This is a genomic window from Pseudidiomarina piscicola, from assembly GCF_902806985.1.
GTDB classification, from domain to species: Bacteria; Pseudomonadota; Gammaproteobacteria; order Enterobacterales; family Alteromonadaceae; genus Pseudidiomarina; species Pseudidiomarina piscicola.
The window spans coordinates 287,124-308,505 of sequence record NZ_CADCXY010000002.1 but is presented as its reverse complement, the minus strand read 5'-3'; the positions used below and the strand labels follow the sequence as shown (position 1 = coordinate 308,505).

24 protein-coding genes are annotated in these 21,382 nt (G+C 49.9%); 16 read left to right on the top strand and 8 right to left on the bottom strand.

Going from position 1 to position 21,382, the window contains the following annotated elements:
- The first annotated feature begins 7 nt into the window (after positions 1 to 7).
- Genes dprA through aroE form a run of 6 tightly spaced genes read left to right on the top strand, consistent with a single transcriptional unit; the run spans position 8 to position 4,276 of the window.
- A complete protein-coding gene (dprA, locus tag PSI9734_RS06265) occupies positions 8 to 1,039 on the top strand; it encodes a DNA-processing protein DprA (RefSeq protein ID WP_173920262.1) in 1,032 nt (343 codons plus the stop codon).
- A 2-nt stretch (positions 1,040 to 1,041) separates the two neighbouring features.
- On the top strand, positions 1,042 to 1,512 hold the full coding sequence (locus PSI9734_RS06260; RefSeq protein ID WP_173920261.1) for a DUF494 family protein: 471 nt from the start codon (positions 1,042 to 1,044) through the stop codon (positions 1,510 to 1,512).
- Positions 1,513 to 1,908: a DNA topoisomerase family protein gene (locus PSI9734_RS12135; RefSeq protein ID WP_173920260.1), complete on the top strand. Its 396-nt coding sequence runs from the start codon at positions 1,513 to 1,515 to the stop codon at positions 1,906 to 1,908.
- Between the two features lie 18 nt (positions 1,909 to 1,926).
- Positions 1,927 to 2,478: an L-threonylcarbamoyladenylate synthase type 1 TsaC gene (tsaC, locus tag PSI9734_RS06250; RefSeq protein WP_425500051.1), complete on the top strand. Its 552-nt coding sequence runs from the start codon at positions 1,927 to 1,929 to the stop codon at positions 2,476 to 2,478.
- A 1-nt stretch (position 2,479) separates the two neighbouring features.
- A complete protein-coding gene (hemF, locus tag PSI9734_RS06245) occupies positions 2,480 to 3,397 on the top strand; it encodes an oxygen-dependent coproporphyrinogen oxidase (RefSeq protein WP_173920259.1) in 918 nt (305 codons plus the stop codon).
- A 57-nt stretch (positions 3,398 to 3,454) separates the two neighbouring features.
- A complete protein-coding gene (gene aroE, locus PSI9734_RS06240) occupies positions 3,455 to 4,276 on the top strand; it encodes a shikimate dehydrogenase (RefSeq protein ID WP_173920258.1) in 822 nt (273 codons plus the stop codon).
- A 13-nt stretch (positions 4,277 to 4,289) separates the two neighbouring features.
- Here aroE and PSI9734_RS06235 read toward each other — a convergent pair whose 3' ends face one another.
- Positions 4,290 to 4,559: a hypothetical protein gene (locus PSI9734_RS06235; protein WP_173920257.1), complete on the bottom strand. Its 270-nt coding sequence runs from the start codon at positions 4,557 to 4,559 to the stop codon at positions 4,290 to 4,292.
- Positions 4,560 to 5,098: 539 nt separating this feature from the next.
- On the opposite strand from PSI9734_RS06235, the gene polA reads away from it, so the two are divergent.
- Positions 5,099 to 7,891: a DNA polymerase I gene (gene polA / locus PSI9734_RS06230; protein ID WP_173920256.1), complete on the top strand. Its 2,793-nt coding sequence runs from the start codon at positions 5,099 to 5,101 to the stop codon at positions 7,889 to 7,891.
- A gap of 196 nt (positions 7,892 to 8,087) precedes the next feature.
- On the opposite strand, the gene PSI9734_RS06225 is transcribed toward polA, so the two are convergent.
- Both PSI9734_RS06225 and yihA read right to left on the bottom strand, forming a co-directional pair.
- Positions 8,088 to 8,990 carry a DMT family transporter gene (locus PSI9734_RS06225; protein ID WP_173920255.1) on the bottom strand — a complete coding sequence of 301 codons (903 nt, stop codon included), beginning with the start codon at positions 8,988 to 8,990 and terminating at the stop codon, positions 8,088 to 8,090.
- On the bottom strand, positions 8,980 to 9,594 hold the full coding sequence (gene yihA, locus PSI9734_RS06220; RefSeq protein ID WP_173920254.1) for a ribosome biogenesis GTP-binding protein YihA/YsxC: 615 nt from the start codon (positions 9,592 to 9,594) through the stop codon (positions 8,980 to 8,982). Before yihA ends, PSI9734_RS06225 begins: the two co-directional genes overlap by 11 nt.
- 113 nt (positions 9,595 to 9,707) lie before the next feature.
- On the opposite strand from yihA, the gene PSI9734_RS06215 reads away from it, so the two are divergent.
- The 3 genes from PSI9734_RS06215 (at position 9,708) to PSI9734_RS06205 (ending at position 11,785) form a co-directional block, all read left to right on the top strand.
- Positions 9,708 to 10,334 (top strand): c-type cytochrome, encoded by a 627-nt coding sequence (locus PSI9734_RS06215; protein ID WP_173920253.1) that lies wholly within the window; start codon positions 9,708 to 9,710, stop codon positions 10,332 to 10,334.
- A 529-nt stretch (positions 10,335 to 10,863) separates the two neighbouring features.
- A complete protein-coding gene (gene yihI, locus PSI9734_RS06210; RefSeq protein WP_173920252.1) occupies positions 10,864 to 11,334 on the top strand; it encodes a Der GTPase-activating protein YihI in 471 nt (156 codons plus the stop codon).
- Positions 11,324 to 11,785 carry a DUF2489 domain-containing protein gene (locus tag PSI9734_RS06205; RefSeq protein WP_173920251.1) on the top strand — a complete coding sequence of 154 codons (462 nt, stop codon included), beginning with the start codon at positions 11,324 to 11,326 and terminating at the stop codon, positions 11,783 to 11,785. The genes yihI and PSI9734_RS06205 overlap by 11 nt, the downstream gene beginning before the upstream one ends.
- Here PSI9734_RS06205 and PSI9734_RS06200 read toward each other — a convergent pair.
- Positions 11,778 to 13,085, bottom strand: coding sequence for a metal-dependent hydrolase family protein (locus PSI9734_RS06200; RefSeq protein ID WP_173920379.1), 1,308 nt, complete (start codon positions 13,083 to 13,085; stop codon positions 11,778 to 11,780). The genes PSI9734_RS06205 and PSI9734_RS06200 overlap by 8 nt on opposite strands.
- Positions 13,086 to 13,254: 169 nt before the next feature.
- Here PSI9734_RS06200 and cysE point away from each other — a divergent pair, with 169 nt between their 5' ends.
- Together cysE and PSI9734_RS06190 are read left to right on the top strand one after the other, a co-directional pair.
- Entirely contained in the window at positions 13,255 to 14,040 is a 786-nt protein-coding gene (cysE, locus tag PSI9734_RS06195; protein WP_173920250.1) for a serine O-acetyltransferase, read from the top strand.
- A 9-nt stretch (positions 14,041 to 14,049) separates the two neighbouring features.
- Positions 14,050 to 15,222 (top strand): tetratricopeptide repeat protein, encoded by a 1,173-nt coding sequence (locus PSI9734_RS06190; protein ID WP_173920249.1) that lies wholly within the window; start codon positions 14,050 to 14,052, stop codon positions 15,220 to 15,222.
- 51 nt (positions 15,223 to 15,273) lie between these two features.
- On the opposite strand, the gene PSI9734_RS06185 is transcribed toward PSI9734_RS06190, so the two are convergent.
- Complete coding sequence (locus tag PSI9734_RS06185) at positions 15,274 to 15,480, bottom strand: cold-shock protein (protein ID WP_034733468.1); 207 nt, start codon at positions 15,478 to 15,480, stop codon at positions 15,274 to 15,276.
- 197 nt (positions 15,481 to 15,677) lie between these two features.
- Positions 15,678 to 16,226, bottom strand: a complete 549-nt coding sequence (locus PSI9734_RS06180) for a hydrolase (RefSeq protein ID WP_173920248.1) — start codon at positions 16,224 to 16,226, stop codon at positions 15,678 to 15,680.
- Positions 16,227 to 16,336: 110 nt separating this feature from the next.
- Here PSI9734_RS06180 and PSI9734_RS06175 point away from each other — a divergent pair, with 110 nt between their 5' ends.
- The 4 genes from PSI9734_RS06175 (at position 16,337) to PSI9734_RS06160 (ending at position 20,093) form a co-directional block, all read left to right on the top strand.
- Positions 16,337 to 17,359 (top strand): GGDEF domain-containing protein, encoded by a 1,023-nt coding sequence (locus PSI9734_RS06175; protein WP_173920247.1) that lies wholly within the window; start codon positions 16,337 to 16,339, stop codon positions 17,357 to 17,359.
- Positions 17,360 to 17,445: 86 nt separating this feature from the next.
- Entirely contained in the window at positions 17,446 to 18,459 is a 1,014-nt protein-coding gene (locus PSI9734_RS06170) for a GGDEF domain-containing protein (protein WP_173920246.1), read from the top strand.
- A 57-nt stretch (positions 18,460 to 18,516) separates the two neighbouring features.
- Positions 18,517 to 19,011 carry a 5-(carboxyamino)imidazole ribonucleotide mutase gene (purE, locus tag PSI9734_RS06165; protein WP_173920245.1) on the top strand — a complete coding sequence of 165 codons (495 nt, stop codon included), beginning with the start codon at positions 18,517 to 18,519 and terminating at the stop codon, positions 19,009 to 19,011.
- Complete coding sequence (locus PSI9734_RS06160; protein WP_173920244.1) at positions 19,008 to 20,093, top strand: 5-(carboxyamino)imidazole ribonucleotide synthase; 1,086 nt, start codon at positions 19,008 to 19,010, stop codon at positions 20,091 to 20,093. The genes purE and PSI9734_RS06160 overlap by 4 nt, the downstream gene beginning before the upstream one ends.
- Here PSI9734_RS06160 and PSI9734_RS06155 read toward each other — a convergent pair.
- Together PSI9734_RS06155 and PSI9734_RS06150 are read right to left on the bottom strand one after the other, a co-directional pair.
- Positions 20,085 to 20,744, bottom strand: a complete 660-nt coding sequence (locus PSI9734_RS06155) for an alpha/beta hydrolase (RefSeq protein ID WP_173920243.1) — start codon at positions 20,742 to 20,744, stop codon at positions 20,085 to 20,087. The two genes, PSI9734_RS06160 and PSI9734_RS06155, sit on opposite strands and share 9 nt — an antisense overlap.
- Positions 20,745 to 21,353, bottom strand: a complete 609-nt coding sequence (locus PSI9734_RS06150) for a DUF502 domain-containing protein (RefSeq protein WP_173920242.1) — start codon at positions 21,351 to 21,353, stop codon at positions 20,745 to 20,747.
- Between the last annotated feature and the right edge of the window lie 29 nt (positions 21,354 to 21,382).

Here is a 21,382-nt window from a genome sequence, read left to right as displayed (position 1 = left end):
ATGTGCAATGCAAACTTCACTTTCAGATATTTTAGCGCTGACGCGTTTAGTCGGTCATGCGCGACGTAAAGTTCGTCAATTCAGCCATTTGGCCCAAGCTCACCACTTGCTGGCGCAGGCGACACCAACCGCGAAAGATATAACGGCTCTTGAGAAGTGGCTCAAGGGCGGGCGGCGCCGGGTTATTCACTGGTTCGAGCAAGACTACCCTGAACCTTTACGCTTGATACCCCAACCGCCCCTAGTGCTATATGTGGCCGGCGACTGGCAACTCTTGCAGGCGCCCCAAATTGCCATTGTAGGAAGTCGCAAGGCCAGCCCGCCGGGGCAAAATACCGCACGTTACTTGGCTGAGCACTTAACCAAAAGTGGCCTGTTAGTGAGCAGTGGCTTAGCACAAGGTATTGATCGTGCAGCTCATGAAGCAGCGCTTAGCGTGGGGCCGACGTTAGCCGTGTTAGGCACCGGTCCCGACCTAGTATACCCGCAACGCCATCGGCAATTGCAGCAACAGATCGAACAGTGTGGGGCGTTAGTCTCTGAGTTTAGCCCAGGAACAGCAGCGCGCCCTGATCACTTTCCGCGACGCAATCGTATCTTAAGCGGACTGGCTCGCGGGGTGTTGGTGGTCGAAGCACAACTCAAAAGTGGCACCATGTCGACCGCTAGGTTAGCTTTAGAGCAGAACAAGAGCTTAATGGCGGTACCTGGCTCGATCTGGGACAACGGCATGAGCGGTAACCTACGACTACTCCAGCAGGGCGCCGCGTTGGTCACCAGCGTCGATGATATTTTTAATGAGTTGAATTTAGACCGACCAAGCCCCATCTGTAGTCTGGATGCGGAAAATAAATCCGCGCCAAGCTTGGCAAACCCTGCATTGTTGGCTAATGTGGGAAATGAGGCTACATCGATCGACACTATCGTAGCGCGCAGCGGACTACCGGTCGCTGTGGTTTGTGAGCAGTTGGTGTTATTAGAACTAGAAGGGCGAGTGGCTTCAGTCGCCGGTGGTTATATAAAAGTGGGGAGGCGCTAAAGATGTTTGATATCCTCATGTACTTGTTCGAAAACTTCATTCATTCGGACGTAGAGGTCGAAGTAAACCATGATGAGCTTACGGATGAACTCACGCGGGCGGGCTTCCGTCAGCAAGAGATCCATAAAGCGTTGGCATGGTTGGAGCGTTTGGCCGATTTACAAGACAGCCAAAAGCCTTATCTAAACCGTTCTGAAGGTCACACGACTCGGGTCTTTACCGCCGAAGAAACGGCGCGCATCGACTGTGCTAGTCGCGGCTTTTTGATCTATCTAGAAAATTTAGGAGTGCTTGACGGAACGACACGAGAAATGGTGTTAGATCGCGTCATGGAACTGGATATGGCAGAGGTCACCCTCGATGATCTAAAGTGGGTCGTACTGATGGTGCTATTCAACGTGCCCGGCTGCGAAGAAGCCTACGATCAAATGGAAGGGCTGCTGTTCGAAGAAGCGGAAGGTTTGCTGCACTAAATGAGCGAAAACTTTCTCGAGCCTCAGTCGCTGGGCGTACCATGCCCCCGGTGCCAACAAGAACTGCAACTGAAAAAAGGCCGCTACGGCCTTTTTGTGGGTTGTAGCGATTACCCGAAATGCGACTATATGACGTCGGCTGACTTTGATCCCGACACAGATGTTAGCTGCCCTGAATGCCAGTCCGGCAAGTTAGTACAAAAGACCAGCCGTTACGGAAAGTCTTTTTACGCGTGTGATCACTACCCCACATGTAAGTTCTCCGTACCGTTACCACCAGTAGCAGACACGTGTCCCAAGTGTGCCTATGCGCTATTATTGCGCAAAAAAACCACCGCAGGCGAACGTCTAATTTGTGGACGTGAGGGCTGTGATTATAAAACAGAAATACGCTAGTACCCTGAGGAAATCCACATGAATTGGCAGGCAGCAAAAGAAGCCTTTGCGCAAGGTGAACTCTTGGCTTATCCAACTGAGGCCGTGTTCGGTTTGGGTTGCGACCCACGTAATGAAAAGGCCGTTATGAAGCTGCTTGAGTTAAAGCAGCGCCCGCTCAGCAAGGGGTTGATACTTGTGGCTGCCGATTATAGTCAACTCGTTAGTTATGTTGCCGACTTAAAAATCCCCCAAGACAAACGCTTTGCAGTTTTTTCGCAATGGCCAGGACCAGTAACCCTAGTGCTACCCGCAGCTGAGCATACCCCAGCATGGTTGACCGGAGGCCGTTCCCAAATTGCGGTTCGAGTGACAGCGCACGAGCCAACGCGGCAGCTATGCAAAGCCTTAGGCAGTGCGATTGTTTCCACCAGTGCCAACTTGAGCGGCGAGCCATCGTTGTGTAGCGCCGCCGAGGTTCGTGCTGCGTTTGCAGATAACATCGGCTGGGTGATGGACGCCGATGTTGGTGCGGCAACGCGACCTACGAAAATTATTGACCCTCTGACCCAAGCAACGTTACGAGCTTAAAATGAGTCATCCAGCATTAAACCAAGTTATTGACTACCTACAAAATCTTCAGGACCAAATTTGCCAGGCCCTAGAAGCGGCCGATGGCGGTGCCACCTTCGCACAAGAGCAATGGCAGCGCGAAGGTGGAGGCGGCGGCCGTTCACGAGTACTGAAAAGTGGTGGCGTATTCGAGCAAGGTGGGGTTGGTTTTTCCCATGTCCACGGCGAACGGATGCCCGCTTCAGCAACAGCGCACCGACCCGAGCTCGAGGGGCGCGACTTTAATGCTTGTGGGGTATCGTTAGTGATGCACCCGCACAACCCCTATGTCCCTACGAGTCATGCCAATGTCAGGTTTTTTATCGCTGAGAAAGCTGGGTATGACCCTGTATGGTGGTTTGGCGGAGGGTTTGACCTGACGCCATTTTATCCGTTTGATGAAGATATCAAGCACTGGCATGAAACGGCAAAAGCAGCCCTAGACCCCTTTGGCAAAGAGCTTTACCCGAAGTTTAAAGCTTGGTGTGATGACTACTTTTGGTTGAAACACCGAGGCGAAACCCGTGGCGTTGGCGGGCTGTTCTTTGATGACCTCAATGACCGTGATTTTGAGCAGTGTTTTGCCATTATGCGCGCGGTCGGTGATGCCTATCTGGACGCCTATCTACCTATTATTGAGCGTCGGAAAAACCACTCTTATGGTGCGCGCGAGCGCGATTTTCAGCTGTATCGACGGGGCCGTTACGTAGAGTTCAATCTCGTTTGGGACCGCGGAACCTTGTTTGGCTTACAAACTGGCGGGCGTACCGAGTCTATTTTGATGTCAATGCCGCCGCTGGCGCGATGGGAGTACGGCTATCAGCCGCAACCTGACTCGGCCGAAGAAAGACTCTACAGCGACTATTTACGTCCGCGCGACTGGCTTACGGAGCTCTAACGGGCGCAGCCGAATGAAGCTCACGCATTCCACTGACTCGACTTAAGAACAGGTAACATGACTCAATTTACGGTGTTTGGAAACCCGATTGCACATAGTCTTTCGCCGCAGATTCATCAGCTTTTCGCGGCGCAGTTTGGCGGTCAGCTGAATTATGATCGTCGTTTAGCAACCGTTGCTACATTTCCCTCGGCGGTGGCAGACTTTTTTCGTTGCGGTGGGCAAGGTGCAAATGTGACGATTCCGTTCAAGGTCGCGGCCATGGACTTGGTGACGCATTTAACGCCACGCGCACAACGCGCAGGGTCCGTAAATACACTTGTGCCATTAGGTCATGGACAACTTGTCGGTGACACCACCGATGGGCTTGGTTTATGCCGCGATTTGCAGCGACTACTAGCGGCTGAGCTTGCGACAACTAAGGTTCTTATCATTGGGGCGGGCGGTGCTGCTCGTAGTGTTATTGAGCCGTTACAAGCTCTCGGTGCTGAGGTGGTCATTGCCAATCGCAGCCGGGCGCGCGTTGAACCCTTGATTGAGGTGTTCGATGAACTGAAACTGCTTGATTTCGCCAGCCTGCAAGCGCCACCAGAAGCGTTGATGGGAGGCTCCGACTGGCTGCTGATAAATGCCACGTCGGCGTCATTACTGGGGGGCAAACTCGCTATTCATCCGTCGTGGTTTGCCGGTGCTAAGTTAGTTTATGACATGATGTATGGTACCCAGCTGACTCCGTTCTTGAAGCAAGCAACAACAGCAGGCGCGCAGCAAGTTTCTGACGGCTTAGGTATGTTGGTCGAACAGGCGGCTGTGTCGTATGCGCTTTGGCACCCAGGTCAAATGCCCGATACCGCTTCAGTGTTGACCGCTTTGCGATAGTTGCAGGTGCTCATCAATCACGAATCGTAATCGTCGGGTTTAAATCCACCTCACCAGCATGATTGACGGTAGCGTACTCGCGTTGGCGTCGAACCACGGCCAACGGCCCCAACTCACCTTGATTACGGATAAACGCAAGTTCAAAGCCAAATTTGCTGAGCTGGTAAACAGCAAACTTCTGATCCATCGACAGGCGCTCCCACCATTGCCTTGCATCAAAGGCTTGCTGTCTCCGCTCTTGCGAAGTGCTACCGGCTGCGAATGAACTCTGGACTGGTTCCATAAAAGGCTCACTACCTTGGTTATCAAGTGTCTATTTTATATGCAGATGCTAATATGACGATCATCATAGCAGACATCAAGATATTTTTTTGATTCCGAATTCGTCTAATGCAACGTGCACCAGGCTAAAAAACGTTCTAAAAAAAAATCACCGCGTACTAGTAATCGGCTTACATTGTGGTAGTCTATTTCCTCGGTTGAAATTTTGACCGAATCAAGTCTCGATCTGTTTTAGTTTGGCGTTACTTTTTATAGTGCAAAGAGTCAAATTAAGATCATTGACGCAGATCAGTTTCCACAACTGACACAAAATAAAAGAAAAGAGCTGTCAGGGAATCCTAAGAAGTAAAATTCCTTGTAAATCAACCATTTAATATGTCTTTGCTACAAGGTTTTCGACCTTTTACGTGGCAGGCGAAGCTGTTGTTAACAGACTTATCCACAGTGTGTGCACATTTCCTATGTACTTCGAAGCTGGCGTGATCTTACGCCCTGTGGCATGCTTAGCGCATCATTCAGACGCACGGCATCACTTCAATTATGGCAGCAAATAACGCACCCCAAGTTCCCGAAAATCCATTCATTTTAGTCGACGGTTCTTCTTATTTATTTCGGGCGTTCTATGCTCCTCCGCATTTAACCAATTCAGCTGGAGAGCCGACGGGAGCTATTTACGGCGTAGTAAACATGCTACGTAGTCTGATCAAGAAATATAACCCTTCGCATATGGCCGTGGTGTTCGATGCCAAGGGCAAAACGTTTCGTAATGATATGTATGAAGACTACAAAGCGAATCGTCCACCGATGCCGGACGACTTGCGCTCGCAAATTGCACCTTTGCACGCAATTGTAAAAGCCCTTGGTTTGCCACTGCTGTGTATTGATAACGTCGAAGCGGATGATGTCATTGGCACCTTGGCTAGGGCTGCAGGTGATCAAGGTCGGTTCACCTTAATAAGCACCGGCGATAAAGACATGGCCCAGTTGGTGAACGAGCACGTCATGTTGATCAATACCATGACCGATACCTTGTTGAACGAGCAGGGGGTTATCGACAAATATGGTGTGCAGCCAAATCAGATTATCGATTACTTGGCGCTGATGGGAGACAGCTCAGACAATATTCCGGGCTTGCCCAAAGTCGGTGAAAAGACCGCGTTGGCGATGTTACAAGGAATGCAGTCGATTGACGCCATGTATGACGACCCTGAAGCCATCGCCAAGCTTGGCTTTCGGGGCGCCAAAACGATGCCAGCGAAGTTGGTCGAGCACGAACAGATTTTGAAATTATCACGCGAGCTGGCAACGATAAAACTGGATGTTGACCTCGAGGGTATTGAGCCAGAAGCTTTAGCTATTCAAGAGGCCGACCGTAAAGAGCTGATACGACTGTATAAAGAGTGTGAATTCCGTCGTTGGTTAGATGACGTGCTGCAATCGGGACCCGTTACACAGCAAGGCCAAGAAGTGTCAAAGGCAGCGTCAAAGGCTGCCTCAGAAGAGCCAGCGCAGATCTCGCACGACCACTATGAAGTGGTGACCACCGAGAAACAGTTACAAAAGTGGGTTACACGTTTGCAAGGCGCCGAAGCCTTTGCATTTGATACTGAAACCACCAGCCTGAATTATATGGAGGCGGAGCTTGTCGGTATTTCCTTTGCATTAGTTGCCGGCGAGGCTGCTTATGTGCCAGTCGCGCATGACTACCCAGGAGCGCCAGAACAGCTTGATCGCGACATCGTACTTGCCGCCATGAAACCACTGTTGGAGAACGACAAACTGGGCAAAATAGGGCAAAACCTTAAATATGATAGTCATATTTTGCGCCGTTACGACATCCGTCTCGCTGGTATTAAGAACGATACCATGTTGGCCTCCTACGTCTACAATAGCGTTGGTTCACGCCATGATATGGACAGCCTGAGCTTGCAACACCTTGGCCACCGACCAGTTGCCTTTGAAGATATTGCCGGCAAGGGTGCAAAACAACTCACCTTTAATCAAATAGGCTTGGAACAAGCTGCGCCTTATGCGGCAGAAGACGCCGACGTGACCTTGCGGTTGCATGACAAACTGTGGTCTGCCGTCAACCAGGTGCCGTCGCTTATGAAAGTGTTAACGGAGCTAGAGCTGCCACTGGTATCGATCTTGGTCGATATGGAGCAGCGCGGCGTGCGCATTGATGCGCAACTGCTGGCGAAGCAAAGTAATGAAATTGCCCTTGAGCTGGCGAAACTAGAAGAACAAGCCTACACCATCGCCGGTGAAGAGTTTAATCTTGGCTCACCTAAGCAGTTACAAAAGATCCTGTTTGAGAAACTTCAGTTACCGGTTCGCAAAAAGACCCCAAAGGGCGCTCCTTCAACAGCGGAAGAGGTGTTGCAAGAGCTCGCTCTTGATTATCCATTGCCAGATGTGATCATGCGACATCGTGGTTTGAGCAAGCTCAAATCGACCTACACCGACAAGCTGCCGAAGATGGTGAATCCACGAACGCAGCGGATTCATACCTCGTACCATCAGGCAGTGACTGCGACCGGACGATTGTCCTCGAGTGATCCGAACTTACAAAATATTCCTATTCGCACCGCTGCAGGACGCCGCGTACGACAAGCATTTACAGCGCCAGAAGGCTATCGAATTATGGCTATCGACTATAGCCAAATAGAGCTGCGAATCATGGCGCATTTATCACAAGACAAGAACCTATTAGAGGCTTTTTCTAAAGGCCGTGATATTCATAAAGCGACGGCATCGGAAGTTTTTGCGGTTGCTCTTGAAGAGGTTACGAGTGAGCAACGACGGCGTGCAAAGGCCGTGAATTTTGGTTTGATCTATGGCATGTCGGCGTTTGGTTTAGCTCGTCAGTTGGATATTCCCCGTCATGAAGCGCAACAGTACATGGACAAGTACTTTGAGCGTTTCCCTGGCGTTCAGCGCTATATGGAAGACACGCGGGAACAAGCGAAGCGTGATGGCTATGTTGAAACTTTATTCGGCCGGCGTCTTCATTTACCGGAAATTCGCGCCCAAAATGGCGCTCGCCGTAAAGCCGCAGAACGCGCCGCAATTAACGCTCCGATGCAAGGAACCGCGGCCGATATTATTAAGTATGCGATGATTAAAGTTGCCGACTACATGCACCGTGAGGTGCCATCAGAGCAAGCATGGATGGTGATGCAGGTTCACGATGAGTTGGTTTTCGAGGTCCACCAAGACCATGTCGAAGCATTACAAAAAGCCTTAGTTGCGGTCATGGAAGATGCCGTAACCTTAGATGTACCGCTGCTTGCCGAAGCAGGTGTGGGAGATAACTGGGACGAAGCTCATTAAAGTTTGGGCAGAGTTTGAAATTTTTTTTGAACTATTTAATTAAGTGCCAGTCAGAATTATTGAAAGGCGCATGAAACGAGAGTTATGGTTCCGTTTGCGAAGGCCTTTCAGAGATGTTCTCTCCCTGGATTGTAAGTTTTTTGCCCGGCCAAGTCGCCGGGCTTTTTCTTTTTAAGTACCGACCAAATCTTTTTTGCTAACGCTGAGGATTCAGCGGCTGTCGTTTGCGACGGTTGGCTATCCATACCCCAACTAAAATTGCGGCAAGCCCAACACCTTGTTGAATAAAGAAAGGTTCACCGTCAATGACCCCCAAAATTAAAGCCACAATAGGAATCAGATAGGTGACAGAGCTGGTAAAGGTGGTATCTGTAAGCTTGACCACGGTGTTAAATATAATCAGTGCCATCGCCGTGCCAACGACGCCAAGTAGCAAAATTGCCGATAACGGAAACCAAGCCTCGGGCTGCTGTATGGTCGTCGTAAACGGCGTCGCTAAAAGTAGATAGGCCAGTGCCGGTGGCGCCACCAGAAACAGTGAAACCCCGGTGATCGTCAGTGCGCCTAAATCCGGAATATGATGCTTAATTAAATTAAGGTTCAAGCCGTAGCATATCGTGGCGGCAATAATTAACAGGCCGTAGCGATTGAATTCGAAGTTTCCAGATGCGCTTGCGGTGACCAGTAATAGGGTGCCAACTAAACCGATCACCACCCCCAGCCACTGTTGCATGCGGGCGGGTTGACGGAACAATAGTACACCGATGATGAGCGTGGCTAACGGCGTAAAGGTGTTGAGCACACCTGTTACTCCAGAAGGTAACTCCGTTTGCGCAAAGGCAAACAGGAAGGCCGGAATAAAGCTACCGACCAAGCCAACACAAATAAGTTTAAGCCAATGATGTACTTTGACGGTTTTAAAGCGTTTGAGAATAAAGGGTAGTAATACAAAGCCCGCAGACGCGATACGAATTGCCGCTAGCTGGTCTGGACTAAAACCGAGCAGACCTTTTTTGATGAGTAGGAAGGAGCTTCCCCAGATAAGCGCTAACAGGCCAAGTAGCAGCCATGCTTTTAACGGAGGTAACTCAGTCTGCATTCTGCGTTAACCACTCCGAAATCTTTTGTTCAGTTTCTTCCAGGCCAATCTTAGTGAGCGATGAAAACATCTCAACGGTAATATCGCCACCGAACACCATTGCGGCCTCACGAGCCTTGAGTAGGGTCGACTTACGTGGCCCAGGCTTTAACTTGTCGGCTTTGGTGAGCAGCACCAGAACCGGAATTTCGCAGTCCGTTGCCCAATGCAGCAGATCTTGGTCGACATCGCGATAAGGGTGGCGAATATCCATTAAAATCACCAGACCACGCAATGATTCCCGCTGTTGCAAGTACTCACTGAGTGCTAATTGCCACTTCTCTTTTACCGGTAAAGGTACTTTTGCGTAGCCATAGCCCGGTAAGTCGATAAGACGTCGACCGGCTTCAACTTCAAACACGTTTATTAGCTGCGTTCGACCAGGCGTTTTACTGGTACGCGCAAGGCCACGCTGCCTTGTAAGGGTGTTTAGCGCACTAGATTTACCTGCGTTTGAACGCCCGGCAAAGGCGATCTCGACACCCGTATCGTCGGGTAACTGGCGAATATCTGCGGCACTGGTGACAAACTTTGTCGGCTGAAAGTTGAGCTTTGTAAATTCCATGATGTTCTTGATGCTTCGAAGGAAAGCGTATCCTATCACGATTAGGCGTTTAATCCTTAGTAGTTTTGTGTAAAATAGCGACTGTTATTACATTCAGAGCAGAGAAATCGATCATGAAAAAACTCGCATTGTTCGTTGGCTTGTACCTTGGTTTAACTGGCACAGTATTCGCAGCTACAGGGGACGCTGAAGCTGGTAAGGAAAAAGCGCAGGTCTGTGCAGCATGCCACGGTCCAACTGGTAGCTCGCCATCTGATATGTACCCAAAGCTGAATGGTCAATACGCGTCTTATTTGGCCAAGCAACTACACGATTATAAACTTGCTGCTGAAACGGGCGGTGAGCAAGGCCGAGCGAATGCTATTATGCAAGGTCAAGTGGCATCGTTGAGTGATCAAGACATCGCCGACTTAGCCGCGTACTTTGCCGAACAGGATCCGATGCAGGGTACCGCGCCGGAAGATGTTGTCGCGGCCGGTCAAGCGTTTTATCTCGGTGGTGACGAAGAGCGAGGCATCGCAGCTTGCGCCGCATGTCATGGTCCACGCGGTGACGGTATGGGCTTGGCGAACTTCCCAGACATTTCTGGCCAACACCCAGCTTATTTAAAAACGCAACTTGAAATGTTCCGTAGCGGTGAGCGTGGCAACGATATGAACGGCATGATGCGTGATGTTGCAAGCAAGCTAACAGACAAAGATATCGAGATCTTGTCGCAGTATATTTCTGGTCTGTATTAAGCTTAGCTTGAAGAGTTGGCGAAAAAAGCAGCGTTCGTACGCTGCTTTTTTTATGTTTATGTTACAGTGAATACATAGAAAGCCTTTAAAAACCAAGCTATAAACCTATAAGTAATAAGAAACGCATTTTTTAGATCATAAAAATCATTGCGAAAAAATGCTGATTCAGTAGTCTGAATGCCATTCCAGATTACGGGAACCCGCTGTGAAAGCGACTTCCAACGGTTGATTTTCAACTTACGAATCTAATCCAGGGAATAATAATAGGCCAGGAGGCCTTTTTTAACCGAGCAACTAATAATAAGAATAATGCTAGGTTAAAGCGCGAAAAAATAACAATAATAATAATAACACTCACGGAAGTTATAATTGATAACAGGGATGATTTGACAACCGTTCTCATGAATCACACGTGCGCTGTGTGGACTAGAGAGAATACACTAGGCGATGCTTCGGCATCGCCTTTTTATTTCCCGTCAGAGTCAGGTAAACTAAGGGTTAACTTTCGCAATGGAAATTGACCTCATTTATGACGCGCAAAAAGAAAACCCGCAAAACCGGACCATTAGCTGCATCGAAAAAGCCCAAGGCTGACGTTCAGCGCAGCACCCCTGAGCCGAGTAAACATAAAGGTAAAGGGCAAAAGCCAGGGTCGCGCTTTAATGTAGGCAGCAGTGGGCAACAGCGAGGTGGCCAAGCAGAAGCAGCCGCCGACCCGCGCTTTGGCAGTAAAAAACCGATTCAATTAGTGAACCCCAAGGCCACCCCAGCCGTAAGTCCAACAGTAGGCGTAGACCGCGCCGCTGCGCAAGCTGAGCTGCACGCGTTAGAAAACGATCCCCGCTTGCAGGGCTTGCTCGAGCGTATGGAGCAGGGCGAAGACCTCAGTGCTGCCGAAGAAGCTTATGTCGATGAGCGTACGGAACGATTCGAGCAGCTAGCTGAGAAGTTAGGTATTGCGCTAGACGACGAAGACGATTGGGAGGACGATGATGAATGAGCTACCGTTGTGGGGATGGCTGACGATCGCAATTGCGATTGTTATAGTCGCTGTGTTGGCGTTTATTGCCGGTCGTCTGTTAAGTCGATTGAAACAACAGAACCAGCGCCGTGACCAAGCTATCGAAAAGCGTAACGAACGCTTGCACGAGAGTATCGTGACCATTGCCAAGTCGGTGGATCAAGGCCAATGTCCCCTTTCTGAAGGCGCTCTGCGGCTAGTGGTATTGCTCGACTTAAGGGTTGAAGTGAATAAGCCTAATTATACAGAGCGCTATCAAGGCCTGCATACCATGTATGAGCGCATCAAACATATGCCAACGCACGAAGCACGGAAGAAGTACCCGAAGGCCGAAATTCGTCAGTTAGATAATGAACGAGAAGGTTATGAGAAAGAGCTGGAGGACGCCATTTTGGCTGACGTCCGCCAGATACTAAAGGACTTTAGTTAGGGTTGTTTTTAACGACAACGCCGTCTTTAATGACCAAATCGATAGTAGCTAAAGTGGCAATATCAGCTAAAGGATCAGCGCTGACGGCAACGATATCGGCGCGCTTACCAACGGTAAGTGTGCCAAAATCATCAATCACGCCCAACAAGGTCGCAGCCTCATGCGTTGCAGCTTTAATCGCTTCTAAAGGCGGCATTCCAGCTTCCACCATATAGATGAATTCGCGGTAATTTTCACCGTGGTCAAAAACCCCCGCATCGGTGCCAAAAGCGATATTAACGCCGGCTTTATATGCGGCGGCAAAAGTACTTTGAATTTTAGGACCTATTGCTTTTGCTTTTGGTTGCACTAATTCGGGGAAGAAGCCAGGAATTTCCGCGCGCTCAGCTACCGATTTCCCTGCGGTAATCGTTGGAACGTAGTAAACGCCTTTGGCTTTCATGGCGTCCATCACTTCTTCGTCCATATAGGTACCGTGCTCTATCGAGTCGACCCCTGCTTCAATGGCCCGCATCATGCCTTCTTTACCATGAGCATGCACCGTAACCTTCATTTCGTAATCGCGAGCGGTATCGACAATGCCTTGGATCTCGTCGATCATGAACTGTGGGTTCTGACCGCTTTTAGCAACGCTCAAAACGCCGCCTGTGACGGTAAGCTTAATGAGGTCTGCGCCGTCTTGATATCGTGCTCGAACAGCCTTACGTGCCTCGTAGGGGCCATTAATAACGCCATCGGCTGGGGTAGGGCTAGGGTAAAGGTCTTCTTTTGCACCGTTGGTAGGGTCGGCGTGGCCACCAGTTGTGGCAATCGATTTACCGGCGGTGAAGATCCGTGGCCCTTCGACTTTGCCGGCGTTGACCGCGTTACGCAGCGCGATGCTGGCATTATAAGAGTCACCTAAATCGCGCACGGTGGTAAATCCCGCATGCAGGGTTTTCTCGGCGTAGGTGACAGAGTTGATAGTGACGTCGGCGGCACTTTTAGTGAACTTATGAATGTAGCCACCTGGTGCGAGCTGCGAGGTTAAATGGGTGTGCATGTCGATAAAACCGGGCATCACCGTACCATTGCGGCGGTCAATCACGGTATCGTCGGATTCGGCTTGCTGAAAGCCATCGACAATGGCTTTGATGCGACCGTTATCAACCACAATCGTTTGTTTACTTTGCGGCTGCGCACCGGTGCCATCAATCAACTGACCAGCGTAAATGAGAGTGTCGGCCTGAGCGGCTCCCATCGCGAGTAATAAGCTGCTGGTAAGTGCTGCTAACTTTAGTGTCGTATTCTTTTGCGCCATAAGATCCTCTGCTGAGTTGTCTGCGTACTTATCCACCTTACGCCCCCTGTCGAGTTTAAATCAAGCAAGGACTGACGCAGGTATCGCAGAAACTTGCTGAATTAACGCAAGTGGCCGTAAATTGATATACTAAGTAAAAGACACATTCATTTATCGGTACAGAGGTTTCATGTTTCAACGTCTCCGCGAAGACATCAACAGCGTCTACGCTCGCGATCCCGCAGCACGTAACTGGTTTGAGGTTTTAACGACGTATCCGGGGTTGCATGCCATTTGGTGGCATCGCATGAATCACCGATTATGGTTGTGGCGTTGCCGTTGGTTGGCGCGTTTCTTTTCGACCATTGCACGCTGGTTAACGGGCATTGAGATCCACCCCGGGGCAAAGGTCGGGCGCCGCTTCTTTATCGACCATGGTATGGGCGTGGTGATCGGTGAGACCGCTCAAATCGGCGATGATGTGACCATCTATCATGGCGTGACCTTAGGCGGCACCAGTTGGAACCAGGGCAAGCGTCACCCGACCTTAAACGATGGTGTGGTGATTGGCGCTGGCGCCAAAGTTCTTGGCCCTGTGAATGTTGGTAAAAATGCCCGCATTGGTTCAAACGCGGTGGTGGTTAAAGATGTACCGAGCGAAGCAACGGTTGTAGGAATACCGGCGCGAGTTGCTCGCTCACCGGAAAATGCCGAGGTCAGCAAACGCCGAGAAGCTATGGCTAAGCAATATGGCTTTGATGCGTATGCCATCTCAGCGGATAACCCTGACCCAGTAGCAACCGCCATCGGGCGAATGTTAGATCACGTGCAAGTGCTTGATGACAAAGTCAGTGACCTTTGTGGTGCGGTAAACCAATTGGGCGGTAACGTTTGTGAAGAATTACCAGAGGTTGATATGGAAGATGTCGACTTTCTAAGTGAAGAACAAGAGGCCGCCGCAAAACGAAAAAACTAGAGTGAGTTTATGAAACGACTGAATGGGGTGTTGATAGCTCTTTTGCTTGCTGGATGTGCGACTCAGTTGCCGCCGTCCGGGCAGCCGCCGCTACGCACGGCGCAACAGCACGCAGAAACGCCACCCCTACCGTTGTTTAATACGACACTATTTGCTTCTCATCCAGCGGTGGTTAGTCCGCGCCAACTGTTTACTTTAAGTGCCGCACAACAAAGCGCGTTTTTAGCGGACTTTAATGGCCGCCTTGCCCACCTGCCTGCGCATCAACGTATCGCTGACTATCTGCACGGGGTCACCTTTGGCTTCAACTACAAAGAACAAACCTATACCGCGAGTGAGGCCCTCGACTTCCAGGCTGGAAATTGCATGGCGTTGGCGATTGTAACGAAAAGCTTAGCTGATCTGGCTGGGGTCGAGTTGAAGTTTCAACGTGTGAGGAATGCTCCGGTGTACGACCGAGCAGAAAATGTGGTGATGGTTTCAGACCATGTACGCGCGCGGCTTTATTTACCCGGCGAGCGTTTATCCTGGGTCACCGTTGACTATTTTCCATCGCGTGAAAGCAGTAATGCGGGCTTAATCACAGAGCAACAATTCCTTGCGCTGTATTATCGCAACCGCGCTGCGGAACTGATGTTGGCGGGCGAACAAAGTGCGGCTTTTGCGAATGCGCAAGAAGCATTGAAGTATCAGCAGAACGATGCCAGCACGTTAAATATTATCGCATTGCTGCACCGTCGTGCCGGTGACGACAGCACGGCAGAGGCGCTGTTTGCTTATGCACTAGCGCAGAACAAGAGCAACTTGAATGTATTGTATAACTATTTAGATTTGGCAAAAAAACAGAACCAAGGGGAATTAGTGCGTCAGCTACAGCAGAAAATTAGTAGCTTACCAGACTACAACCCTTATACGTGGATCGCGTTAGCAGAAACTGCGGTACATCAAGGCGAGCTATCACGTGCGCTGCAGATGTATGAAAAAGCGGCCTATTATGCCCCGTACTTGCACGAAATTTACTGGGGCCAAGCGCGTGTTTACTTGGCGATGGGCCGGCCGGTGACGGCGAAACGCGTGTTACTAGACGGGCTGGAACAAGCAAAACGCTCAGCTACCAAGAAAAGCTTTAAGTCAGGTTGGTACAGTTTTACCAACCCGCAGACACAAAAAAAGCCGCACTAAGTGCGGCTTTTTGGAATTCGTTTAGCTAGTAAACGTTGCCTGAGCAACTAATTACATAGGTACAACGTTTTCAGCTTGTGGACCTTTAGGGCCTTGAGCGATAGTAAACTGAACAGTTTGACCTTCAGCTAAGGTTTTGAAACCGTCTGATTGGATCGCGCTGAAATGTACGAATACGTCTGCGCCTTGTTCTTGCTCGATGAAACCGAAACCTTTAGCTTCGTTAAAGAATTTTACTTTACCAGTTACTGTTGACATGCTGATATCCTCGTAGTGCATGTGAAAATCTAGGGTCTTGCTAATAAAAATACGTGTAATACTTGGGACTTACAAAACGAGGTACAACAATAGACTTCGTAACAGGCCACAATTAGACAGCCGAATTTTTCTAGCGCCCCCGAGTATACGCTTAAATTAGTGTCTGTCAAATCAACTTTTCCAGTTAGCTCTGAAACTTAGCCACGAATCCAGTTTTTGGTGATGTGTCTAAAGGTATCGGTGCCACTTTGATGCAGCCATTCATAGGCGACCATTTCGCTGGAAACGATGTGGATATCGAGTTGACGCAACCGAGCTAGGGCGGTTTGCTTATCCGATTCGCGGCGCGAGCCCACGGCATCCTCGACCACGAAAACGTGGTATCCGGCTTGTTTGAGGTCATGGGCAGTTTGCAAGATACAAACATGCGCTTCCATGCCCATCAGAACGACCTGTTTTTTCCCTTGCTGCGTGATGACGTCTTTAAACATGGGCTCTTGCCAAGCGCTAAAGTGCAGCTTTTCCACCACTCGAGCGTTTTCGATCACTGCCGATAAGTCGTCTACACTTATACCTAGGCCTTTAGGGTACTGCTCTGTTACCAAGGTACAGACATCGAGTTCGTGAGCGATTTCCCCGAGCCAGCGCATACGTGCGATTAACTGGTCGCGCTGATGAATCACCGGTGCAAGTTTTTCCTGGACGTCGACAATGACTAGCGTGGAGTTAGCAACATCTAACAACATAAGGGATAGCCTCAATGCATGATTAAAATGTTGAACTATTGTGCCGTAAACCGCTTGCTATTCCTATAGCTTGGTTATAGTTTGGACACCAAAGGACTGGGAATATAAGCATGCCGCAGAAGCAACCGCAAAAGAAACTAGCTACTGGCTCGGCCGATGAATTACTGCGAGCCTTTAAAGTTAAGGTGACAGGCAATATTTTATGGGCCGGTGGCCTGACTGAGCTGGTGCTCTCGATCGCTCAATTTCTTTTGGGCAACTACGCGCAAGCGGGCGCGATTCTATTCGCCGGCATTTTCTTTACGGCAATGGCGTGGTTTTATCATGGCCAACGCATTCCTATCCCCGTTCGCGTTATGTTTATCGGTTTGCTCACAGTCATTTCCGTGATTTCCATTCATGAAAATCAGACCTTAGGCGTGTACTGGACGTACCCACTGCTTGTCGCTTGCTTCTTCTTATTTAGCGGCGTTCTAGGAATTATTGCGGCCAGCAGCTTAACGGTGATCTTCGGGATAACCTCAATTTATGTAATGCCGACCGACGATGGGTGGCGCATTGCGGTGACGTTAGGCATTATCTGTGTGCTGGGCTCGGTGTATGTGGTGCTCCTCAGCGAACTACAAAAGATCTTACGAAAATTAGTGGTGACAGACACCCTGACAGGTTTACAAAACCGACACTTAGTGACGGCTGTACTTGAAGACGCGCTGCATCGTTTTCGACGATATAAGCGCCCGGCAACGGTCATCATGGCTGATTTAGACCACTTCAAGAAAATAAACGATACTTTTGGCCACTTGTTTGGTGATCAAATTCTTAAACAAGTTGCAGAAAGGCTACAAAGTGTTTTACGACAAAGTGATCAATTATTCCGCGTAGGCGGCGAGGAGTTTCTGGTTGTGTTGCCAGAAACCACGGCAACTGACGCACACGCTGTTGCGCAGAAGTTACGCGCGCTAATTGCTGAGCATTCGTTCAATGGTAAAGATGCAAAAACAGATATTACCATCTCGTTAGGGGTCGCTCAGTTATTAGAGGAACAGACTTGGCCAGAGTGGTTAAGCGCCGCCGACAATGCTTTATTAGCCGCTAAACAAAACGGTCGCAACCGTGTGGAAGTTGCACAGTGAGATGCCCATACGCCGGCTGAAACGAGCATCGCTCCACAAGTTAGACGATAGAAAAACTGCAAGAATAAGTTGCATAAGGTAAAGCCATGAATCAATTTTCCGCAAGCCAAGTATCGGGGTCATTCGACTTATGGCAGCATTTCAGACTGCTTGCCATGCGAGCCATCTATTTTGGTTCTGGCGTCGTGATTGCCGGTACTGCAATTTACACCGCTGCGCAATCGAACTGGGCCGCTGCGGCTGCATTACTGTGTGTGGCGCTTGGTTTTGCGCTGATTGGGTATCTTTATCGCAATGAACTGGCACCGCAATGGATCAACTTTCTTGTCATTTGTTGTCTTGGAACCTTGGTCAGTGTGTCGATGAAGTCTGCTGGAATTCTAGGTGTGTACTGGATGTACCCAATTTTGGCGATGGTTTTTTTCATGTTCGATAAAACCATATTTGTGCTGGTGATTATGTTGATCTATGCACTTTTCGCCGCCGTGATATACCAGGTTCTTCCTTTTGATTATGCTTGGCGAGTCGCCATCTCTATGCTGGTACTTATTGGTGTTGGCGCCGCTTTCCTAATTATGATGGCGAGTATGCAACGCAGGCTCTTTTCCGCTGCTGCAACAGATTCGTTAACGGGTTGTATTAAGCGTGAATATTTAAGTGAAATGGCGCAACAGGCGCTCACTAAAGCAGAGCGAGCGAAGCAGCCGGTCTCGTTAGTGCAGATAGATATGGACTCGTTTCAAACGGTCAACGATCGCTATGGTTACCTATTTGGCGACAAAGTGTTGGAAGAGGCTGCGAAGCGAATTCGCAGTGTGGCGCGAGCGACCGATACGGTGATCCGTTCAAACGGCGCAGAGTTCGTGGTGATTTTCCCGAATACGACTGGTAAAGATGCCGCAGAGCTTGCTACGGCGATGCTTGATCGTATTCGCCACGATCCATTCGCAGTCAAATCATTGACGGTCACAGTGACAGCAAGTGGTGGTTTGGCTGAATTTAAGCCGGGGCATCATTGGGGCGAATGGTTAGGGGCAGCAGATTCAGCATTGTATCAAGCGAAAAGCCAAGGGCGTAACCGGCTAAAACTCGCACAATAAATTTGCACCAAGCGGTTCACCTAGCTACAATTCGCTCCTTTCAAAAAGGAGCAGCTCATGGCACCCGTACTCATTCTAATGGGCTCGCAATCAGATTGGCCCGTCATGCAACACGCCGCGCAAATGTTGAAAGATCTTGGTGTTGAGTGGCGTGCTGAGGTTGTATCAGCCCATCGTACCCCTGATTTACTAAAATCGTCGATGGAACAAGCCGAACAAGACGGTGTACCGGTCGTTATTGCAGGCGCTGGTGGCGCAGCACATCTACCTGGCATGCTCGCTGCTTACACGGCGATTCCGGTGCTAGGCGTGCCTGTGCCGAGTAAACAACTTAAAGGTCTTGATAGCTTGTTATCGATCGTGCAAATGCCGAAAGGCGTTGCGGTTGGCACTTTAGCTGTCGGGCAAGCTGGGGCAGCTAATGCCGGCTTGTTGGCGGCACAAATTCTTGGCACGACCGATGCTGCGGTACGTCAGCGGGTACATGCGTTCCGTACTGCACAACGTGAAAAAGTGATGAATGGTCCAAAATTGGAGCTACCTGACGCATGAAAGTGTTGTTTGTCGGAGACGGGCAATTAGGCCAAATGCTTGGTGCCAGTGGTATCAGCCATGGCCATGAGTGTTTGCTTTACAGTACGCGCAGCCATGAAGTGAAGCCGCTTTCGGCACAAGTGAGTCTTACTTGGTCGCTGGCGGAGGCGATCGAGTGGGCTGATGTGGTCAGTTGGGAACATGAAGCGATTCCCGCGGATGTTATCGCCGCGGCAGATGGCAAATTCTTAATGGACCCCGCGCGTATCAAAAGTCTGACAGACCGCCGTGCCGAGAAAAAATTATTTGATGACTGCCGGGTAGCAACATCACCATGGCAAAGTTATAGCACAGCGGCTGAACTCGACAAGTTGTTGAGCAAGGCGAGCGAACCCTTGGTGTTGAAAGCTGCGCGTGGTGGCTATGATGGTAAGGGGCAGTGGCGTTTTCGCGCCGGCGACGACCGTGCCGCCTGTGTTGCTGCAGCCGGAAATGAACCTGGCATTGTCGAGCATTTAATTCCGTTTGAGAAAGAAGTCTCCATTGTAGGGGCTCGCGGCAAAGATGGCAGCGTGTGCTGCTATCCGTTGATCACCAACGTGCATACCGACGGTATTTTAAGTTATAGCTTAGCCGGCATAGACGAGATCCCTGCGGCTTTGCAGCAACAGGCCGAAGATGCATTTCATCGACTGACAGATGCGCTTAACTACGTCGGTGTTTTTGCCATTGAATTCTTCGTGGTAGGCGAAGGTGCCGCGGCCAAGCTGTTGGTCAATGAAGTTGCGCCACGCGTTCACAATTCGGGCCACTGGAGCATGAGTGGTGCCAACTGTAGCCAGTTTGACTTGCACATGCGAGCGTTGACAGGAATGCCGTTTCCAGAGCTTCGAATCGAGCCGACGCTGATGTTGAATGTGATCGGTGCGAAACGAATTCCAGTAGGCCTTTGGCACCATAAAGATGCGCAATGTCATTGGTACAATAAAGAGCCACGCCCGGGGCGCAAAGTTGGCCATGTCAACATTCGCACGGCGAATCAAGACACGGCCCTAACCTGGGTTGAGCAATGGGCGAGTAAGTTACAGGTGTTAAGCTAGCACTGTTTGTAGCCATTTATTGATGGCTACAATTTGCTCCTGACATACTTGATGCTGCATGGCAAAGCTTTGGTAAGTAGCCGCGTAGCCTTTATTGGTAAGCCATTGGTAGGCATGCTGACCAAGCGACTCCGGAACGACTGGATCTTGAGTGCCATGCTGAATCAAAATTGGTAGGTTTTGGTTCGCTGCTTCTAGCTGAATACTTTCATGACCAGCCAAATAGGTTGAAAGGGCTAGCAGGCCGGCAAGCGGTTTGCTGTAACCAAGCGCAGCTTCATAAGCCACCGCGCCACCTTGCGAAAAGCCTGCAATAACGATGTGCTCAGGTTTCACTCCCCGTTCTACTTCCCGCTCGATGAGAGCCACTACTGCTTGTGCTGAGGCCCGCAATTGCTCAGTATCGACTTGGCGCTCAATCGACATTGACAAAATATCGTACCACGCTGGCATTTGCACACCACCGTTAATGGTGACGGGTATCGCCGGTGCGTGGGGAAACACAAAGCGAATATGTGCACCTGCTGGCGCTTTTAAATGAGGCACTATAGGCGCGAAATCATTCCCGTCAGCGCCCAGTCCATGCAGCCAAATAACGCTTCGGTTGGCAGACTCTGAGGGTTCAATTTCAAGACATTCTAAATCGGCCATTTACGACTCCTTGGCGTTCGAACTTTTCTTCCCAAGCCCACCACTAATCGTTAATTGCAGGGCGTCAGCTGGGCTCATATCGAGGTGCTCAATGCAGCTACGAGGTACCATAACCATGTAGCCGCCAACATTGTAACTCATTGGCAAAAACACTGCGACGTGGTCATCGTCTAAGCATTCCGATAGCCGGTCACCGCTTTCGCCACTTTTTTTGGTGATGATGCCGATGAGCTTTAAATCACCCCCAGGCATGGTAACCATGACCACCGATTCCTTCGCAAAGTTTTTGCCGGACATCATTTCAAATACGTCGTTGACGGTGCCGTACAGGCTATTAAGCAGCGGCATTTTGTTAATGATTTCACCTGGCAGCCGCCATAGTTTATTGACGAAGCGCCACCGTGAACTGAAACCAATCAGCAGTGCAATGGCTAAAAAGCTGACGAAGGCCAGACCGGGGAAATAATATTTTTCGCCTAAGGCGGCTATCCAAATGGGGCTCAGCCAAGCTTCAATGGTCACCAAAAACCATCGTACCAAAGCAATGGTGACGATAATCGGTAACAAGATGGCGAGGCCTTTAAGTAAATACTGTATGGCGTTTTTCATTATGCTACTCTCTTGTGACTTTGTTCTAG

Excerpts from the sequence above, each read along its gene's own strand:
- dprA (WP_173920262.1), top strand. The coding sequence starts at position 8 with ATGCAAACTTCACTTTCAGATATTTTAGCGCTGACGCGTTTAGTCGGT.
- PSI9734_RS06260 (WP_173920261.1), top strand. The coding sequence starts at position 1,042 with ATGTTTGATATCCTCATGTACTTGTTCGAAAACTTCATTCATTCGGAC.
- PSI9734_RS12135 (WP_173920260.1), top strand. The coding sequence starts at position 1,513 with ATGAGCGAAAACTTTCTCGAGCCTCAGTCGCTGGGCGTACCATGCCCC.
- tsaC (WP_425500051.1), top strand. The coding sequence starts at position 1,927 with ATGAATTGGCAGGCAGCAAAAGAAGCCTTTGCGCAAGGTGAACTCTTG.
- hemF (WP_173920259.1), top strand. The coding sequence starts at position 2,480 with ATGAGTCATCCAGCATTAAACCAAGTTATTGACTACCTACAAAATCTT.
- aroE (WP_173920258.1), top strand. The coding sequence starts at position 3,455 with ATGACTCAATTTACGGTGTTTGGAAACCCGATTGCACATAGTCTTTCG.
- PSI9734_RS06235 (WP_173920257.1), bottom strand. The coding sequence starts at position 4,559 with ATGGAACCAGTCCAGAGTTCATTCGCAGCCGGTAGCACTTCGCAAGAG.
- polA (WP_173920256.1), top strand. The coding sequence starts at position 5,099 with ATGGCAGCAAATAACGCACCCCAAGTTCCCGAAAATCCATTCATTTTA.
- PSI9734_RS06225 (WP_173920255.1), bottom strand. The coding sequence starts at position 8,990 with ATGCAGACTGAGTTACCTCCGTTAAAAGCATGGCTGCTACTTGGCCTG.
- yihA (WP_173920254.1), bottom strand. The coding sequence starts at position 9,594 with ATGGAATTTACAAAGCTCAACTTTCAGCCGACAAAGTTTGTCACCAGT.
- PSI9734_RS06215 (WP_173920253.1), top strand. The coding sequence starts at position 9,708 with ATGAAAAAACTCGCATTGTTCGTTGGCTTGTACCTTGGTTTAACTGGC.
- yihI (WP_173920252.1), top strand. The coding sequence starts at position 10,864 with ATGACGCGCAAAAAGAAAACCCGCAAAACCGGACCATTAGCTGCATCG.
- PSI9734_RS06205 (WP_173920251.1), top strand. The coding sequence starts at position 11,324 with ATGATGAATGAGCTACCGTTGTGGGGATGGCTGACGATCGCAATTGCG.
- PSI9734_RS06200 (WP_173920379.1), bottom strand. The coding sequence starts at position 13,085 with ATGGCGCAAAAGAATACGACACTAAAGTTAGCAGCACTTACCAGCAGC.
- cysE (WP_173920250.1), top strand. The coding sequence starts at position 13,255 with ATGTTTCAACGTCTCCGCGAAGACATCAACAGCGTCTACGCTCGCGAT.
- PSI9734_RS06190 (WP_173920249.1), top strand. The coding sequence starts at position 14,050 with ATGAAACGACTGAATGGGGTGTTGATAGCTCTTTTGCTTGCTGGATGT.
- PSI9734_RS06185 (WP_034733468.1), bottom strand. The coding sequence starts at position 15,480 with ATGTCAACAGTAACTGGTAAAGTAAAATTCTTTAACGAAGCTAAAGGT.
- PSI9734_RS06180 (WP_173920248.1), bottom strand. The coding sequence starts at position 16,226 with ATGTTGTTAGATGTTGCTAACTCCACGCTAGTCATTGTCGACGTCCAG.
- PSI9734_RS06175 (WP_173920247.1), top strand. The coding sequence starts at position 16,337 with ATGCCGCAGAAGCAACCGCAAAAGAAACTAGCTACTGGCTCGGCCGAT.
- PSI9734_RS06170 (WP_173920246.1), top strand. The coding sequence starts at position 17,446 with ATGAATCAATTTTCCGCAAGCCAAGTATCGGGGTCATTCGACTTATGG.
- purE (WP_173920245.1), top strand. The coding sequence starts at position 18,517 with ATGGCACCCGTACTCATTCTAATGGGCTCGCAATCAGATTGGCCCGTC.
- PSI9734_RS06160 (WP_173920244.1), top strand. The coding sequence starts at position 19,008 with ATGAAAGTGTTGTTTGTCGGAGACGGGCAATTAGGCCAAATGCTTGGT.
- PSI9734_RS06155 (WP_173920243.1), bottom strand. The coding sequence starts at position 20,744 with ATGGCCGATTTAGAATGTCTTGAAATTGAACCCTCAGAGTCTGCCAAC.
- PSI9734_RS06150 (WP_173920242.1), bottom strand. The coding sequence starts at position 21,353 with ATGAAAAACGCCATACAGTATTTACTTAAAGGCCTCGCCATCTTGTTA.